We start from the raw sequence: 16,441 nt of genomic DNA, 5'->3' as shown, positions 1-16,441 counted from the left end.
TGGACGGTGGGGCGCAAGCGTCGCGACGGGGGTCTCCCCTGCCCGGGCGAAGCCGAGAACCTGGGGGTGGCTGGAGCAGGCGCCGGTTCGTGGGGGCCATGGCGGGGGCCGCCGCGGTGGTGGCGGTCCCGGCACCGGCGGCCCCCGGGCGCGCGCCCTCGGCGGCCAGCGCGCCGGGCACTCCGCCCGCCTCCGGCTCTCCGGAGGCGTCCGCGAGCGGCCGCGGGCCGGCCGGGAGACCGTCCGGTCCCCGCCCGCTGTACCTGGGCACCTACACGTCCGTCGAGGGCGGCGGCACCGGCATCGGCCTGGCGAAGTACGACCCGGTGACCGGCGCCGCCACCGGGCGGGGCACCCTCGCGCCTGTCGCCGACCCCTCGTACCTCGCCGTGCATCCGGACGGCCGCACGCTGTACGCGGTCGACGAACGCCCGAACGGGGCCGTGAGCGCCGTCCGGACGGCCGATGGCAAGGTGCTGGGCGCCCGCGGAACCGGCGGTGGGGGCCCCTGCCATCTGTCCGTGCATCCCACCGGGCGCTGGCTGCTCAGCGCCAACTACCTCTCCGGCAGTGTGGCCGTGCACCCGATCGACGGCTCCGGCGCGCTCGGCGAGCGCACCGACCTGGTGACCCACACCAGCCCGCCACCCGGCCCGGGCCAACAGGGCCCGCACGCCCACCAGTTCATCACCAGCCCGGACGGCGGTCACGTCCTCGCCGTCGACCTGGGCACTGACACCGTCTACACCTACCGCCTGGACAGCCGCACCGGCCGGCTCACCGAGGTCTCCCGGGCGCACGCCCGGCCCGGCGCCGGGCCGCGCCATCTGACCTTCCACCCCGGCGGCCGGTACGCCTATCTCGCCAACGAGGTCGACGACACCGTCGCGGTCTGCGGCTACGACCCGCCGACCGGCCGGCTGACCATCGGCGAGCCGCAGTCCACGGGCTCGGGCGGGGGCACCAACTACCCGGCGCAGATCCTGGTGACGTCCAACGGCCGGTTCGCCTACCTGGCCAACCGGGGCCACAACAGCCTTGCCCGCTACGCCGTCGAGGCGGACGGGGCCCGGCTCGGGCTCGTGGAGACGGTGCCGGTCGCGGGCGACTTCCCACGGCAGATCGCCTTCTCGCCGGACGGCGCGCTGCTGTTCGCGGCGAACCAGAAGTCGGGCACGGTCAGCGTCTTCCACGTGGACCGCGCGAGCGGCGCGCTGCGGCTCGCGGGCGAGCCGTTCGCCTCACCCGTCGCCGTCTGTGCGCTGCCGCTGTAGGGCGCGCCGGCAGGAGGGGGCGCCCGCCTGGGCGAGCAGCACGTGCATGCGCTCGGTGAGCTGGGCGATGTCGTCGGCGGGCGCGTGGAAGGGCAGGCGTACGTCGCCGTGGGTGCGGCTGCGTTCGATGCGCAGGGTCAGTCCGTGCCGGTCGACGGCGAGCGGCTGGACCCGTACCGCGCCGTGCAGTCTGTCGGGCCCGACAAGCCGGGTGAGCCGCTCCACCGCGTCGGGGTGGGCGCCGGCGAGATGGATGAGCAGCCGCGCCTCGACCCCGGCCAGCGGGTCGGGCGCGGCGGCGGCGAACTCCTCGAGGCCGACCACGACCGCGTCCTGGGTGCGGCGCAGCACCACGCGGGTGGGGCGCAGGGCCAGGTGCTCGCCCTCGGGGACGAACCGGCCGGCAAGCCACAGCCGGGCACGGACCCGGTGGCGCACGGGGACGGGCGCGACATCGGCGAACTCCAGCACGGCGCAGGACTCGCCGCGCGGGGCGTGGAGCGCGGCCGTGCGCAGGACGCTGTCGTCGGGCACGTTCAGGAGCACCCGGCCGTCCCCGGCCACGCGGTGTGCGCCGACGAACTCCTCCCGCCCGCCGTTCGCGGTCACCGCGCAGGACCACGCGGCGGCGAGCACGGACCGCGCCTGCTGGCCCGCGCCGGGCGCCGCCGTCCAGGTGTGGCTGTCACCCATCGGAACCTCCTTAGGTAAGGCTTGCCTAACTTATCGGAGATCTGGGTGCGCGCCAACCACGTGCACGCCAGCCACGCCCCTCATCCGGCGGCTCTCAGGTTCCCCACCGGGGAGTGTTCAGGAGGCCAGCACGCCGAGCAGGGCCCGTGCGCACAGATCGCGCACCTGCTCCCGGGTCAGCTCCGGTCCGCGCAGCCACTCCAGGCAGACGGCGGTGGTGAAGGCCAGCCAGCCACGGACGGCCAGCTCCAGATCGGGGCGCCGCCCGGCCAGCGGACCGAACTCGGGGTCCTCGGCGAGAGCCGCGAGGATCTGCTGTTCCTGCGCGGCCAGAGCCTGCTGGTAGACACGGCGCACGGCCTGGTCGCCCGCCGCGTCGGCTCGGTGGAACGCCCGGTAGCCGTGCGCATGGACCTGGACGTACTCCAGGTAGGTGTCCAGCCCCGCCGTGAGCTGCTCGCGCACCGGCACCCCGGGCACCGCCGCGGTCATCCGCAGCATCCGCTCGCTCTCGCGCTCGACGACCGCCGCGAAGAAGTCCCGCTTGGTCGGGAAGTAGTGGTAGAGCAGCCCGCGGGAGACCCCCGCGATCTCCGCGACCTGCTCGATCCACACGTCGTCGTACGGGCTCTCCGAGAACAGCCGCGCCCCCACCGACAGCAGCTGCTCCCTGCGCTCGGCGGTGCTGAGCCGGCGGCGCGTGCGCTGCTCCCCCTGATTCGCGGCCATGCCCGCACTGTACTTGACGCCGGTTCAACAACCGGACCAGACTGAATCGCGTTATTGAACCCACGTACAACACGTAGCACGTACGGGAGATCGCGTCATGGCGCAGACGACGTCCGGAGCCGGGCTGCCGAAGGGCTTCCGCGGCGCCGAGCAGGGCTGGCCCGAACTGCACCGCATTCCGCATCCGCCCCATCGCCTCCCCCTGCTCGGCGATGTGCTCGGCGCCGACCGGCGCACGCCGTTGCAGGACTCCATGCGCCACGCCCGCGCGCTCGGCCCGGTCTTCCGCCGCAGGGCGTTCGGCAAGGAGTTCGTGTTCGTGTGGGGTGCGGAGCTGGTCGCCGACCTGGCGGACGAGGCCCGTTTCGCCAAGCACGTGGGCCTGGGGGTGGCCAACCTGCGGCCGGTCGCCGGGGACGGCCTGTTCACGGCGTACAACCACGAGCCCAACTGGCAGCTGGCGCACGACGTACTTGCCCCAGGCTTCAGCCGTGAGGCGATGGCCGGCTACCACCTGATGATGCTCGACGTGGCCGCACGGCTCACCTGTCACTGGGATCGCGCGCAGGCCGCGGGCCGCACCGTGGACGTGCCCGGCGACATGACGAAGCTGACCCTGGAGACGATCGCGCGCACCGGCTTCGGGCACGACTTCGGTTCCTTCGAACGCGCCCGTCCGCACCCGTTCGTGACGGCGATGGTCGGCACGCTCACCCATGCGCAGCGGCTCAACACCGTCCCGGCACCGCTCGCCCCGTATCTGCTGCGCGGTGCGAGCCGCCGCAACGCGGCCGACATCGCCCACCTCAACCGCACGGTCGACGACCTGGTCGGCGCCCGCCGCACGGCGGGCGGGGGCGGCGGGACCGGGGACCTGCTCGACCGGATGCTGGAGGTGGCCCACCCCGAGACCGGGGAACGGCTGTCGCCGGAGAACGTGCGCCGCCAGGTGATCACCTTCCTGGTGGCCGGGCACGAGACGACCTCGGGCGCGCTGTCCTTCGCCCTGCACTACCTCGCCCGGCACCCGGAGGTCTCGGCCCGGGCCCGGGCCGAGATCGAACGGGTCTGGGGCGATGCGCCCGCCCCGGGCTACGAGCAGGTCGCCAAGCTGCGCTACCTGCGCCGGGTGCTCGACGAGTCGCTGCGGCTGTGGCCGACCGCGCCCGCCTTCGCCCGCGAGGCCCGGCAGGACACGGTGCTGGCCGGAAAGCATCCCATGCGCCCGGGCGCCTGGGCTCTGGTGCTGACCCCGATGCTGCACCGGGATCCCGAGGTGTGGGGCGCGGACGCGGAGCGGTTCGACCCGGACCGGTTCGACGCACAGGCCGTCCGGGCCCGCCCCCCGCACGTCTTCAAGCCCTTCGGCACCGGCGCCCGGGCGTGCATCGGCCGTCAGTTCGCCCTGCACGAGGCGACCCTGGTCCTCGGTCTGCTGCTGCGCCGCTACGAACTCCACGCCGACCCGGACTACCGGCTGAAGGTCACCGAGCGGCTGACGCTCATGCCGGAGGGGCTGCGGCTGCGCCTGGAGCGGCGCACGGGACCCGCCGCGCCGCCCCCGCAATCCGCCCCGGCCCTGCGCGTACCGGACCAGAAGGACGGCTCAGGACTGCGCTGTCCAGTGGCCGGGGCGGGTGACTGACGCAGGCAGCCGGGTGCCGGCGCCGCCCCGGGCGGCGTTCAGCTGCGGCTGGGTCAGGAAGAACGCGCCGGTCAGATCGGCGTCCGTGAGGTCGGTGTCCCGCAGGTCGGCGCCTATCAGTTCCGCACCGCGCAGATCGGCGCCGGTCAGGTCGGCCGCGATCAGGCAGGCGCCGCGCAGCGTGGCCCCGCGCAGGTCGGCGCCCCTGAGCCGGGCACCGATCAGGTCGGCGCCCCGCCGGTTCTTCTTGCGGCCCTTGCTGCCCGGCACCTCGGCCCGCACCAGCTCGCCGGCGCGCAGCAGCAGCGCGTTGACCTCCTGCCAGTGCGCGCCGACGTCCAGTGCGGCGAGTTCCCCGGGCGCCAGGAGGGTCAGCTGCTCGGTCCGCTCCAGGGCCCGGCGCAGACCGGCGTGGACCGGGCGGGCGGCGGGCAGGGTGAGCGCCTCGGTCAGATACCAGAGCAGCTCGTGCAGTTGCCGGACCACCGGGAACACCTCGAACATCCGCCGGGCGCGCTCCCCGGACCCGGTTCGCCAGTCCTGGCCGCCGAAGGTGACCTGCGAGACCTTCTGGCCGGCGCCGAAGCAGTCGTAGACCGTGCAGCCGCTGAAGCCCTGCTCCCTCAGACGCGCGTGGATGCCGCAGCGGTGGTCGTCCCGGAGGTTCGGGCAGGGCTTTCCGGCGGGCTTGTCCAGCGCGAAGTCCGCGGAGGCGGAGAAGGGCAGGGCAACGCAGCACAGCCCGAAGCAGCGCGCGCAGTCGCCACGCAGTCCGGGCCGGTCGGGCCGGTCGGGCCGGTCGGGCCGGTCGGGCCGGTCGGGCCGGTCGGGCCGGTCGGCTGTCTGATCTGGCATGGCGTCCACCCTACTGACCTGCTGCCGGTGCCCGAACAGGCGCATCACCGCAAGAACTCGGCGACGGCGGCCACGAAACCGCTCGGGGTCGTCCAGCCACGAGCCGGGAATTCGCTCCAGCCCGGCGCCGGGCACCCGGTCAGTCCCCCAGCACCCCTGCCAGATCGAGGTGTTCGAGCCGTTCGGGGTCGGCCAGGATGTACATGTGGGTGATCCGGCCGTCGGCGACGGTGACGCCCATGACCGACAGCGGCCGTCCCTCGGGGGCGTTGGCCAGCCCGACCGTGCCGTTGACCAGCACCAGCCGGGCGTACCGGGCGTACTGCGCGAAGGTGAGCGCCTGCGCGGCCACGGTCTTCGCCCCCTGGACCACCTTGGACGCGGCCGTGTCCCGGACGAGGGCACCGGCGTCGACCCGCAGGACCACGTCGGGGTGGAGGACGGCGACCAGCGCCTCGAAGTCGCCGCCGCGCGAGGCGGCGAGGAAGGCGTCGAGCACCTCCTTCTGCCGTCCGAGGTCGGCGTCGGCCGACGGGGTGGCGCCCTGCACCCGGCGCCGGGCGCGGCCGGCGAGCTGCCGGGTGGCGGCCGGGGTGCGCTCCACGATCGGCGCGATGTCGTCGAAGGGCACCGCGAACAGGTCGTGGAGCACGAACGCCAGCCGTTCGTCGGGCTGCAGGGTCTCCAGCACGACGAGCAGGGCGAGCCCCACCGAGTCCGCCTGGAGCACCTCCTGCTCCGGGTCGGTCCGGGTCAGGGGCCGGATGACGGGGTCGGGGACGAAGGTGTCGTCCATGGGTTCCTCGCGCCGCGCCTTGCGCGCCCGCAGCAGGTCGAGACAGACCCGGCCGGTCACGGTGGTGAGCCAGGCGCCCAGGTTCCGGACGGCGTCCGGGTCCGTGCGGGTGAGCTTCAGCCAGGTCTCCTGGACGGCGTCCTCGGCCTCCGGCAGCGAGCCCAGCATTCGGTAGGCGACCGCGCGCAGTTGCCCGCGGTGCTCCTCGAAACGCCGTGCCAGGACTTCCTCGTCACCCATGCCGGCCATCCCGTCCCCCGCCCCGTGCTCCGCGCTCGGTGTCCCGTCCTTCTGGATCATCCTAGGCGCCGGGCGGCGTCACCGGCCGAACAGTTCCAGCCGCCACCGGCACCTCACACCTCGTCGCGGACCAGGGCGAGCAGCCGGTCCAGGACGCGGGGACCGCCGGCCCGTACGCCGTCGTGCTCGAACTCGTCGGTGACCCAGGTGCGCAGGCCGCGGACGGCGCGGGCGGTGTCGAGGGCGTGGGCGGTGTCGACGTACATGTCGTCGTGGTAGACGGCCGCGGCGACCGGGACCTCGTTGGCGGCAAGGCGGGACGGGTCGTACAGGGGCCGCCAGCCGGTGCGGGCGGCGAGCAGTTCGGCGGTCTCGCGCAGCGGGCGCAGCGCGGGGTCGCAGTCGAACGTCCAGGGGTGCACGGACTCGCCGGTGAACAGCAGCGGCCCGTCGCCGGCGAGCGCCTTGGCCGCGTCGAACTGCGGGAACTCGGCCCGGACCCGCTCGGCGGACCAGGCGGTGGGGCGGGTGTCCTGGCCGTAGATCGCCTCGTGGACTAGGGCGTACAGCGGGTGACCGGCGTACGACAGCAGGCCCTGGACCTCCTCCTGGAACGCGTCGGACAACTCCGGCCCGTTCGGGGTGCGGACGAAGGCGTGCTCGAGGAGGAAGTGCAGGCGGTGGCTGCCGTCGCCGCCGCCGAGCAGGATGCCGAGGGACTGGAAGGCCTCGACGGTCAGGCGGTATCCGTTCGGCAGCACCACGTCGTGGGTGAGGAGGTGGTCGGCGATGCGGCGGGCGCGTTCGGCGTCCTGCGGGTAGCGGGCGTAGTGGGCGGCGACCTTGCGCTCGATGCGCGGGTAGGCGGCCCGGTAGACGTCGTCGGCGTGGGCGTCGAGCGCGGGCAGGCCTCCGGTGATCAGGGCGGCGGACAAGCCCTCGGGGTGGGTGGAGAGGTAGTTGACCGTGCAGAAGCCGCCGAAGCTCTGGCCGAGGACGGTCCAGGGGGCGCCGCCGGTCACCTGCGGGCGGATCGCCTCGCAGTCGCGGACGATGGAGTCGGCGCGGAAGTGCGTGAGGTACTCGGCCTGTTCGGCCGGACCGCCGCGCAGGGGGAGGGTCTGGCGGCCCGCGGGCGTGGAGTGGCCGGTGCCGCGCTGGTCCAGGAGCAGTACCCGGTGGTCCTCCAGGGCCCGGCCCAGCCAGGCCTGCTTTCCGATGAAACGGTTCGCCCCGAAACCGGGGCCGCCCTGGAGGTAGACCAGCCACGGCAGGTCCTCGCCGGCCTTGCCGCTCGCGACGGCCGCACGGGCGTAGAGCTCTATGGTCTCCCCCGCCGGGTCGTCGTGGTCGAGCGGCACCGTGAAGGAGCGGTCGGTGAGGACGACGCCGGGCTGGCGGTAGCTGACGGACAAGAGATCTCCCGGGACGGAGGGTTTACGGCCGCGGCCCAGTTCAGCACATGTTCGTCCGCCGTCTAAGCCCCAGGATCACGAAATCCTACTGAACGCCGGGTCAGCGGGCGAGGGGGCCGGCGGATCAGCGTGCGGGCAGGCTGGAGCTGCGGACCACCAGCTCCGGCTGGAGCACCACCCGCCGGTGCTCGTGCGCCGTCGCCCCCTGTGCCTCCGTCTCCTCCAGGAGCAGCTCCGCCGCCAGGGCGCCCATGGTGACGGCGGGCTGGCGGACCGAGGTGAGCGGGACGGCGGCGGCCGCGGCGAACTCGATGTCGTCGTGTCCAACGATGGCGAGGTCGTCGGGGACGTTCACCCCGGCCGCGTACACGGCCTGCAGCACGCCGAGGGCGAGCAGGTCGTTGGCGCAGAAGACGGCGGTGGGCCGGTCGGCGAGGCCGAGCGGGCGGGCACCGGCGTCCCGGCCGGCGGCCACGTCGAGGCGTTCGGTGGGCAGCTCGCGCAGGGCGTCGGGGCCCAGACCCGCCTCGGCGAGCGCGTTCAGGGCGCCGGTGCGGCGGTCGCGGACCTGGTTCGGACCGGGCGGCCCGCTGACGTAGGCGATGGGGCGGTGCCCGGCGTCCACCAGGTGCCGCACCGCCAGGGCGCCGCCCGCCACGTCATCGACGGAGACCGAGCACTCGGTGGTGCCCTCGGCGACCCGGTCGACCAGCACGAAGGGGATGCCGTGCCGGCGGAAGGCGGCGATGTTGCGGCCGGTGGCGTCGGTCGGGGTGAGCAGCACGCCGCGCACCCGCTGCTCGGCGAAGAGCGAGAGGGTGGCCGGCGAGTTCAACACAACGCCGTCAACGTGATGCGGGGCGCGCAGGCCGTGTCGGCGTACGCGCCGATCGAGGAGCCGGAGAAGTTCCGCATCGGGTACCTGGCCGCTGGAGGAGGCCAAGCTCCGGCGGATGCCGAAGCCGAAGCCGCGGGCCACGCGCGTCGCCCTGGTCACCGGCGCGGGCAGCGGGATCGGCAGGGCCATCGCGCACCGGCTGGTCGCCGAGGGCGCGTGTGTCGTGGTCGCCGATCTCGACGCGGAGAGCGCCGCCGCCGTGGCCGAGGAACTGGGCGGGTCCGACAAGGCGGTCGCCGTGGCCGTGGACGTGACGGACGAGGGGCCGATCGCGGACGCCTTCAAGGCGGCGCTGCCCGCCTTCGGCGGGGTGGACCCCACCGCCGGGCGGTCGCCGAGGCGCAGCGGCTTGCCGACCATCCCGTCGGCGTCGTGCACATCGTCGGCGGCGACACCCGCAACGCCCTGCTGTGCCAGCTGACCGCCGACGCCTGCGGGCCGCCGGTGGTGGCCGGTCCCACAGAGGCGGCCGCCCTGGGCAACGTCCTGGTGCAGGCGCGGGCGCACGGCCTGGTCGGCGACCGCGCCGCAATGCGCGGGCTGATCGCCCGTACACAGCCGCTCTCGCGGTACGAACCGCGCGGCGACGCGGCGCACTGGCGGGCGGCCGAGGCCCGGCTCGCCGCCACCACGCCGTGAGCCAAGGCTCGCCGCAAGGCCGTGGACCGGACCTCTCCCGCCGGGCCCCCTGCCTGACTAGGCTTCACTCGTCCGATGATCGACAACAAGGAGCCGCGATGCGTGTCGCCCTGTTCCTGACCTGCGTCAACGACACGCTCTATCCGGACACCGGGCGCGCCATGGTGAAACTGCTGACCAGGCTGGGCGTCGAGGTGGACTTCCCGATGGCCCAGACCTGCTGCGGGCAGGCGCACTACAACACCGGATACCGGCACGAGGCAGAACCGCTGGCCCGGCATTTCTCCGATGTCTTCCGGGATTACGAGGCGATCGTGACGCCGTCGGGGTCGTGCGGGGCGATGGTGCGGGAGCTGTATCCGCGCATGGGCGAGCGGGCGCGCGCCGAGGGCCGGGGCGACACCCTGGCCCGGACACTGGCGCCGGTGGTGCCGAAGACGTACGAGCTGACGGAGTTCCTGGTGGACGTGCTGGGGGTGACGGACGTCGGGGCGTACTACCCGCACAGGGTGACCTATCACCCCACCTGCCACGGGCTGCGTGGCCTGGGCCTCGGCGACCGGCCCCGCCGGCTGCTCCAGGCCGTGAAGGGACTGGAACTGGCCGAACTGCCCGGTGCGGACGAGTGCTGCGGCTTCGGCGGCACCTTCGCGGTGAAGAACCCCGACGTCTCGGCGGCGATGGGCGCCGACAAGGTGCGCAACGCCGAGTCGACCGGCGCCGAGGTGCTGTGCGCGGGCGACAACTCCTGTCTGATGCACATCGGCGGCACCATGACCCGGCTGCGCACGGGCATGCGGCCGGTGCACATCGCGGAGATCCTGGCGAGCACCGAGGAGGAACCGGCGGCATGAGCAAAGCGTTCGTGGGGATGCCCCGTTTTCCGGCGTCCCCGGCCTTTCCGGAGGCCGCTCACGAGGCGGTGCGGGACACGACCCTGCGCGGCAATCTGCGTCACGCCACGCACACCATCCGCGCCAGGCGCGCCAGGGCGGTGGCCGAGGTGTCCGACTGGGCGGCGCTGCGCGAGGCGGGCCGGCGGATCAAGGACCACACGCTGCGCCACCTGGACCGCTACCTGGTACAGGTGGAGGAGGCGGTCACGGCGGCCGGCGGCACCGTCCACTGGGCGGTCGACGCCGACGAGGCCAACCGGATCGTCGCCGACCTGGTCAAGGCCACCGGCGAGAGTGAGGTCGTCAAGGTCAAGTCGATGGCCACCCAGGAGATCGGCCTCAACGAGGCACTCGAGGCGGAGGGCATCCACGCCTACGAGACCGATCTCGCCGAGCTCATCGTGCAGTTGGGCAAGGACCGGCCCTCCCACATCCTCGTCCCCGCGATCCACCGCAACCGCGGCGAGATCCGGGACATCTTCCGCTCCGAGATGAAGCACTGGGGCCGCCCGGCCCCCGAGGGGCTGACGGACACGCCCGCCGAACTCGCCGAGGCGGCCCGGCTGCACCTGCGGGAGAAGTTCCTGCGGGCCCGGGTCGGCATCTCCGGTGCCAATTTCGTGGTCGCCGAGACCGGCACCCTGGTGGTCGTGGAGTCCGAGGGCAACGGGCGGATGTGCCTGACCCTGCCCGAGACGCTGATCTCCGTCGTCGGCATCGAGAAGATCGTGCCCACCTGGCGGGACCTGGAGGTGTTCCTCCAGGCCCTCCCCCGCTCCTCCACGGCCGAGCGGATGAACCCGTACACGTCGACCTGGACCGGCACCACGGACGGCGACGGCCCGCGGGCCTTCCACCTGGTCCTGCTGGACAACGGCCGCACCGACACCCTCGCCGACGAGGTCGGCCGCCAGGCCCTGCGCTGCATCCGCTGCTCGGCGTGCCTGAACGTGTGCCCGGTCTACGAGCGGGCCGGCGGGCACGCCTACGGCTCGGTCTACCCCGGGCCGATCGGCGCCATCCTCAGCCCCCAACTGCGCGGTACGGCAAGCGACATCGACGCCTCACTGCCGTACGCGTCCACGCTGTGCGGCGCCTGCTACGAGGTGTGCCCGGTGGCCATCGACATTCCCGAGGTCCTGGTGCACCTGCGCGAGCGCGTCGCACAGGGCGGCGAGGTGACGCGGAACGGCAACAAGGTGGTGCTCAGGCCCGCGAAGGGCCACGCCGCCGAGCGGGCGGCGATGCGCGCGGCCCGCTGGGCGTTCAGCCACCCGGGCGTCCTGCGCGGCGGCCAGCGGCTGGCGTCCCGCACCCGCCGCTTCCACCCGCGCGCACTGCCCGGCCCGGGCCGGGCATGGACCGGCACCCGGGACCTGCCCCCGGTGCCCGCGGAGCCCTTCCGCGACTGGTGGCAGCGCACACACGGGGGCAAGGAGGGTGTGAAGTGAGCAGCAGGGACCGGATCCTTGGCCGGGTGCGGCGCGCACTGGCGGACGTGGAGCAGGACGAGCAGGACGAGCAGGACGACACGCCGTACGAGCAGGCCGTCTTGCGGGACTATCTGCACCAGCACGGCGAGCGGACCGTCGCGGAGACGGTGGATCTGCTCGCCGCGAACCTGGTGGAGTACCGGGCGGTCGTGCACCGCAGCGACGCCGAGGGGCTGCCCGCGCTGATCGCCCACCTGCTCGGCGAGCGGGGTTCGGCGAGCGTTCTCGTCCCGCCGGGCCTGGACGCGGGCCTGCTGGCGAGGACGGAGCTGGCGCGGGTCGAGGACCGTGCGGACAGCACACCTGACGATCTGGACCGGGTCGACAGCGTGGTCACCGGCTGCGCGGTCGCGATCGCCGAGACCGGCACGATCGTGCTGGACGGCTCCCCCGACCAGGGCCGCCGCCGGATCACCCTGATCCCCGACCATCACATCTGCGTCGTCCGCGTCCCCGGCCAGGTGGTCTCCTCCGTCCCCCAGGCCCTCGCCCGCCTGGACCCCGCCCGCCCGCTGACCTGGATCTCCGGCCCCTCCGCGACCAGCGACATCGAACTGGACCGGGTGGAGGGGGTGCACGGGCCGCGCACCCTGGAGGTCGTGCTGGTGAGCGGGGAGTGACGTGCGCCGTTAGCGTGGGAGCATGATCCGGTTCGAACAGGTCACCAAGCGGTATCCGGACGGGACCACGGCCGTGGACGGCCTGAGTTTCGAGGTGTCCGAGGGTGAACTGGTGACGCTCGTCGGCCCCTCAGGCTGCGGCAAGACGACCACCGTGCTGATGGTCAACCGGCTCATCGAACCCACCTCCGGGCGGATCTTCGTGGCCGGCGAGGACGTCGCGAAGGCCGATCCGGTCCGGCTGCGCCGCCGGATCGGTTACGTCATCCAGCAGGTGGGACTCTTCCCGCACCGTACGGTCCTGGACAACACGGCCACCGTGCCGGCGCTGGTGGGCTGGAAGAAGGCGAAGGCCCGGGCGCGGGCCGCCGAGCTGCTGGATCTGGTGGGCCTGGACCCGAAGAGGTACGGGCCGCGCTATCCGCACCAGTTGTCGGGTGGGCAGCGGCAGCGCGTCGGGGTGGCGCGGGCACTGGCGGTGGACCCTCCGGTGCTGCTGATGGACGAGCCGTTCGGGGCCGTGGACCCGGTGGTGCGCGAGCAGTTGCAGGACGAGTTCCTGCGGATGCAGGCCGCCGTGCGCAAGACGGTGCTGCTGGTCACGCACGACATCGAGGAGGCGGTACGGCTCGGCGACCGGATCGCCGTGTACGGGCAGGGACGCATCGAGCAGTTCGACACGCCGGGCGCGGTGCTGGGTGCTCCCGCGACCCCGTACGTCGCCGGGTTCGTGGGCGCGGACCGCGGGCTGAAGCGGCTGTCGGTCACCGCGATCGAACGCGGGGACCTGGAGCAGCCACCGGTCGCCCGGCTGGACGAGCCCGCCGGCGACGCGGCGGACAGGCTGCGTGCCCAGGGTGCCCGCTGGGCCGTCGTGCTGGACCCCTCCGGCGACCTGCACGGCTGGGTCGGCCTGGATGCGCTGGCCGCGGGCGGCCGGGTCGGCGGGCTGGCGCACCGGATGAGAGCCTGGGTGCCCGTGGGCGCGCCGCTGAAGCAGGCGTTCGGCGTGATGCTCCAGCACGACGCCGGCTGGGTGGCCGTGCTGGACGGCTCCCGCTTCCTCGGCGTGCTGACCCCGGCGAAGCTGCACGAGGCGCTGCGCCGCTCGGTGGACGCGGACGCCCTCGGCGTGCCGCGGGGCGAGGTGGGTTTCGACTCGGTGGCGGATGCCTGAGCGGCGCCCGGCGGGCCGGGCTCACTTCAGCAGGCCCTTGCTCTTGAGGTAGGCGCGGGCCACGTCCGCCGGCAGGCGGCGCCGGCTGTCCACCTGTTCGTTCAGGGACGCCAGGTCGGCCGTCGTCAGCACCTCGCCCAGTGCGCCGAGCGCCTTGGTCACCCCCGCGCCGCCCGCGCGGGCGCGGTTGACGACCGGGACGACGTAGTCGGCGTTCTGCAGGTGCCTGTCGTCGGCGAGGAGGACGAGGCCGAAGGCGCCGAGGGTGGCGTCGGTGGTGGTGGTCAGCGCCATCTGGTCCCGGCCGCTCTGCACGGCCTGTTTCGCCTGGGTCGTGCCGACTCCCTTGGGGTCGATGCCGGTGACGTCGATGCCGTAGGTCTTCCGCAGTCCCGGTTCGCAGTACGGCCGGACCACGCACTCGTCGCCGGCCGCGAGCCGTACCTTCAGTCCGGCGGCGCCGAGGTCGCCGAGGGTCTTCAGGCCGTGCTGCCGGGCGTAGGCGGCGCTCACCGCGAAGGCGTTCTGGTCGATGGCCCGGCCGGGGTCCTGGACGGTCAGCCCGCGGGGCGTGGCGAGTCCGCGCAGCGCGCTCATCGTGGTGTCGAGGTCGGGTGAGCCGACGGGGGGCGCGTCGGCGCCGTGCGTCTTGGCGTTCAGCCAGTCGGCGAAGGTGGCCGCGTACTCGGGCACGACGTCGATCTGGCCGGATTCCAGGGCGGGTTCGTACAGTTCGCGGTTGGCGACGGTGATCAGCGAGGTCTTGTAGCCGGCCTGGCCGAGCAACTGCGCGTACATCTGGGCGAGCAGGTCGCTCTCGGTGAAGCCGGCGGATCCGACGGTCAGGTGGCGGCTGTCGCCGGGCGGTGCGGTGACCTGCCCGCGGTCCTCCAGGGACGGGCCGGTGGTACAGGCGGCGAGCGGGGTGAGCAGGAGCGGCAGGAGCAGCGCGGCAGGAGCTCTCACCGTGCGCCGCCGCCCTTCGCCCACGCCGGGGCGAGCCGCTCCGCGACCTCGAAGACGCCCTCGACGAGCAGCGCGAAGGCGGCGACGAGGACGGCACCGGCCACCACCTGCGGTGTGCTCGCCAGGTTGAAGCCGGCCGTGATGATCCGGCCCAGCCCTCCCCCGCCGGCCAGTGCGGCGATGGTGGCGGTGGCGACGAGCTGGACGGCCGCGATCCGCACCCCGTTCATGACCATGGGGAACGAAAGGGGCAGTTCAACGTGGAACAGCATCTGCCGTCCGGTCATCCCCATGCCGCGGGCCGCCTGCACGGTGCTCCGGTCGACCTCGCGCATGCCGACGTAGGCGTTGGTGAGCAGCGGCGGAATGGCGAACAGCACCAGTGCCACCACCGTGGGTCCCTCGCCCCACTGCCCGACGGGTGTCAGGAGCAGCAGGACCAGGACGGCGAAGGTGGGCACGGCCCGGCCGATGTTGGAGATGTTCACCGCGAGGGCGCCGCCCCTGCCGAGGTGGCCGAGGACGAGCGCGACCGGCAGGGCGATCAGGCAGCTGAGGGCCAGGCAGACGACCGTGAGCACCAGGTGCTGCAGGAGACGGTGTGCGATGCCGTCGTCGCCCGTCCAGTGCGCGGGGTCGGTGAGCCAGTGCCAGGCGCCGGTCAGGGTGTTCATGTGCGGCCCGCCCGCGTCCAGGGGGTGATCAGGCGCTGTACGCCCAGCAGGAGAAGGTCGGCGGCGACCGCGATGACCACGCACAGCACGGACGCGGTGAGCACCTGGGCCTTGAAGTAGGTGTTCATGCCCGCGTAGATGAGGTTGCCGAGTCCGCCGAAGCCGACGATGGCACCCACCGTCACCAGCGACACCGCCGAGACCGTCGCGATGCGCAGCCCGGCCATCGCGGCGGGCAGGGCGAGCGGCAGCTCCACGGTGAGCAGCAGGCGGACGGGACCGTAGCCCATGCCGCGCGCCGCCTGCCGGGTCTCCTCGGGCACGGCACGCAGGCCCGCGAGGATGTTGCGCACCAGCAGGGTCAGCGAGTACAGCACGAGTCCGGCGACGACGAGGGTGGCCGAGAGCCCGTACACGGGCAGCAGCAGCGAGAACATGGCCAGGGACGGGATGGTGTAGAGGATCGTCGTGGCGGCCAGGACGGGCCCGGCCGCCCACCCCCAGCGGCGGGCGAGCACGGCCAGCGGGACGGCGAGCACGAGACCGATGAGCACCGCGAGGCCGGTCAGTCTCAGGTGCTGCCCCACCGCGTCCAGGAGGATCTGCCGGCGCGTGCTGAGGTAGGCGCCGCAGATCCACTCGTTGCGCGCGAGGCAGTCGTCCGGAGGCGCGGTCACCCGTCCATTGCACCGGGCGGCCCGGGAGTCCGGCTCGTTGTGGTGGCCCGTCCGGGGTGGTGTCCGGCGTGGTGACCGGCGTGGTCACCGCCGGTTGCCGGCCCGTCAGCGCAGGCCGCCGGCGTCCAGCAGGGCCGTGGCGGTGGCCGCGGCCAGTCCGTCGTCCAGGGTCTCCACCCGTGCCCCGCTGCGGGCGCTCGCCCCGTCGAAGACCAGCATCAGCTGACGGGCGAGCAGCCCGGGATCGCGGGCCCCGCCGAGCTCGGCCTGTCTGCGGAACGCTTCCTTCAGCCGCTCCTTGGCATCCCGGGCCACCCGGCTCGCCGCGTGCTCGGGGTCCTTCAGCTCGACCAGTGCGGCGAGATACGGGCAGCCGTGGTAGCCGGGCTCCGCGGCGGCCTGCGCCAGCCGCTCGAAGGCGTACAGGATCCGCTCGCGGGGGGTGGCGGCGTCCTCGGGGCCGGGGGTGAGCCGGGCCTCGTAGCCGGGCAGCCGCCGCTCCAGGCTCGCGGCCAGGACCTTGTCCTTGCCGTCGAAGAGCTGGTACATCGACCGCTTGGAGACGCCGGCCGTCCGGCACAGCGCCTCCACGCCGATGGAGACGCCGTCCCGGTAGAACAGCTCGGCCGCCGCGTCGAGCAGCCGGTCGCGGGGCGCCTTGTCGGTGGTGGCCATGGGGCGAGGCTACCGCGCCCCGGGCGGACGGGAAACCGATCGGTGTATGAACGGGTCCGGCCCGAGGTTCCCCCGTGAC

Annotated in this window: 17 protein-coding genes and 1 pseudogene; 8 read left to right on the top strand and 10 right to left on the bottom strand. The window is 73.7% G+C overall.

All coding sequences use genetic code 11. From position 1 onward, the window contains the following. The first annotated feature begins 98 nt into the window (after positions 1-98). Positions 99-1,274: a lactonase family protein gene (locus ACH4UM_RS13870; protein ID WP_398177559.1), complete on the top strand. Its 1,176-nt coding sequence runs from the start codon at positions 99-101 to the stop codon at positions 1,272-1,274. Here ACH4UM_RS13870 and ACH4UM_RS13865 read toward each other — a convergent pair. Both ACH4UM_RS13865 and ACH4UM_RS13860 read right to left on the bottom strand, forming a co-directional pair. After that, complete coding sequence (locus ACH4UM_RS13865; protein WP_398177556.1) at positions 1,242-1,967, bottom strand: DUF2470 domain-containing protein; 726 nt, start codon at positions 1,965-1,967, stop codon at positions 1,242-1,244. The genes ACH4UM_RS13870 and ACH4UM_RS13865 overlap by 33 nt on opposite strands. A gap of 117 nt (positions 1,968-2,084) precedes the next feature. Then, positions 2,085-2,696, bottom strand: coding sequence for a TetR/AcrR family transcriptional regulator (locus ACH4UM_RS13860; RefSeq protein ID WP_398177554.1), 612 nt, complete (start codon positions 2,694-2,696; stop codon positions 2,085-2,087). A gap of 97 nt (positions 2,697-2,793) precedes the next feature. On the opposite strand from ACH4UM_RS13860, the gene ACH4UM_RS13855 reads away from it, so the two are divergent. Beyond that, complete coding sequence (locus ACH4UM_RS13855) at positions 2,794-4,341, top strand: cytochrome P450 (RefSeq protein WP_398177551.1); 1,548 nt, start codon at positions 2,794-2,796, stop codon at positions 4,339-4,341. Here the strand turns inward: ACH4UM_RS13855 and ACH4UM_RS13850 are convergent. The 4 genes from ACH4UM_RS13850 to ACH4UM_RS13835 form a co-directional block, all read right to left on the bottom strand. Continuing rightward, the gene (locus tag ACH4UM_RS13850; RefSeq protein ID WP_398177548.1) at positions 4,303-5,196 is read right to left on the bottom strand and encodes a pentapeptide repeat-containing protein; all 894 of its coding nucleotides are present in this window, start codon (positions 5,194-5,196) and stop codon (positions 4,303-4,305) included. The two genes, ACH4UM_RS13855 and ACH4UM_RS13850, sit on opposite strands and share 39 nt — an antisense overlap. Positions 5,197-5,335: 139 nt before the next feature. Beyond that, complete coding sequence (locus ACH4UM_RS13845; protein WP_398177701.1) at positions 5,336-6,232, bottom strand: sigma-70 family RNA polymerase sigma factor; 897 nt, start codon at positions 6,230-6,232, stop codon at positions 5,336-5,338. 113 nt (positions 6,233-6,345) lie between these two features. Continuing rightward, positions 6,346-7,647, bottom strand: coding sequence for an alpha/beta fold hydrolase (locus ACH4UM_RS13840; protein ID WP_398177545.1), 1,302 nt, complete (start codon positions 7,645-7,647; stop codon positions 6,346-6,348). A 124-nt stretch (positions 7,648-7,771) separates the two neighbouring features. Next, entirely contained in the window at positions 7,772-8,773 is a 1,002-nt protein-coding gene (locus tag ACH4UM_RS13835; RefSeq protein ID WP_398177542.1) for a substrate-binding domain-containing protein, read from the bottom strand. On the opposite strand from ACH4UM_RS13835, the gene ACH4UM_RS13830 reads away from it, so the two are divergent. The 6 genes and pseudogenes from ACH4UM_RS13830 to ACH4UM_RS13805 all read left to right on the top strand — a co-directional run bounded on the left by ACH4UM_RS13830 (position 8,661) and on the right by ACH4UM_RS13805 (position 13,370). Continuing rightward, positions 8,661-8,966, top strand: a complete 306-nt coding sequence (locus tag ACH4UM_RS13830) for an SDR family NAD(P)-dependent oxidoreductase (protein WP_398177698.1) — start codon at positions 8,661-8,663, stop codon at positions 8,964-8,966. The two genes, ACH4UM_RS13835 and ACH4UM_RS13830, sit on opposite strands and share 113 nt — an antisense overlap. Beyond that, positions 8,864-9,184 (top strand): annotated as a pseudogene (locus ACH4UM_RS13825) (FGGY-family carbohydrate kinase); the annotation flags it as partial. The gene ACH4UM_RS13830 and the pseudogene ACH4UM_RS13825, both read left to right, overlap by 103 nt. Before the next feature lie 98 nt (positions 9,185-9,282). Beyond that, positions 9,283-10,038 (top strand): (Fe-S)-binding protein, encoded by a 756-nt coding sequence (locus ACH4UM_RS13820; protein WP_398177539.1) that lies wholly within the window; start codon positions 9,283-9,285, stop codon positions 10,036-10,038. Beyond that, entirely contained in the window at positions 10,035-11,531 is a 1,497-nt protein-coding gene (locus ACH4UM_RS13815) for a LutB/LldF family L-lactate oxidation iron-sulfur protein (protein WP_398177537.1), read from the top strand. The genes ACH4UM_RS13820 and ACH4UM_RS13815 overlap by 4 nt, the downstream gene beginning before the upstream one ends. Continuing rightward, positions 11,528-12,193, top strand: coding sequence for a lactate utilization protein C (locus tag ACH4UM_RS13810; RefSeq protein ID WP_398177534.1), 666 nt, complete (start codon positions 11,528-11,530; stop codon positions 12,191-12,193). Before ACH4UM_RS13815 ends, ACH4UM_RS13810 begins: the two co-directional genes overlap by 4 nt. A 22-nt stretch (positions 12,194-12,215) precedes the next feature. Further along, a complete protein-coding gene (locus tag ACH4UM_RS13805) occupies positions 12,216-13,370 on the top strand; it encodes an ATP-binding cassette domain-containing protein (protein ID WP_398177531.1) in 1,155 nt (384 codons plus the stop codon). A 21-nt stretch (positions 13,371-13,391) separates the two neighbouring features. Here ACH4UM_RS13805 and ACH4UM_RS13800 read toward each other — a convergent pair whose 3' ends face one another. From ACH4UM_RS13800 to ACH4UM_RS13785, 4 genes are all read right to left on the bottom strand, one after another. Further along, a complete protein-coding gene (locus tag ACH4UM_RS13800; RefSeq protein WP_398177528.1) occupies positions 13,392-14,336 on the bottom strand; it encodes an ABC transporter substrate-binding protein in 945 nt (314 codons plus the stop codon). Further along, entirely contained in the window at positions 14,333-15,010 is a 678-nt protein-coding gene (locus ACH4UM_RS13795; protein WP_398177525.1) for an ABC transporter permease, read from the bottom strand. The genes ACH4UM_RS13800 and ACH4UM_RS13795 overlap by 4 nt, the downstream gene beginning before the upstream one ends. After that, positions 15,007-15,687, bottom strand: a complete 681-nt coding sequence (locus tag ACH4UM_RS13790) for an ABC transporter permease (RefSeq protein WP_398177522.1) — start codon at positions 15,685-15,687, stop codon at positions 15,007-15,009. Before ACH4UM_RS13790 ends, ACH4UM_RS13795 begins: the two co-directional genes overlap by 4 nt. Before the next feature lie 105 nt (positions 15,688-15,792). Next, on the bottom strand, positions 15,793-16,362 hold the full coding sequence (locus ACH4UM_RS13785; protein WP_398177519.1) for a TetR/AcrR family transcriptional regulator: 570 nt from the start codon (positions 16,360-16,362) through the stop codon (positions 15,793-15,795). Positions 16,363-16,441 lie beyond the last annotated feature (79 nt).

This window comes from Streptomyces sp. NPDC020801 (genome assembly GCF_044334385.1).
GTDB lineage: Bacteria > Actinomycetota > Actinomycetes > Streptomycetales > Streptomycetaceae > Streptomyces.
This window is presented reverse-complemented; position numbering and strand designations above follow the sequence as displayed.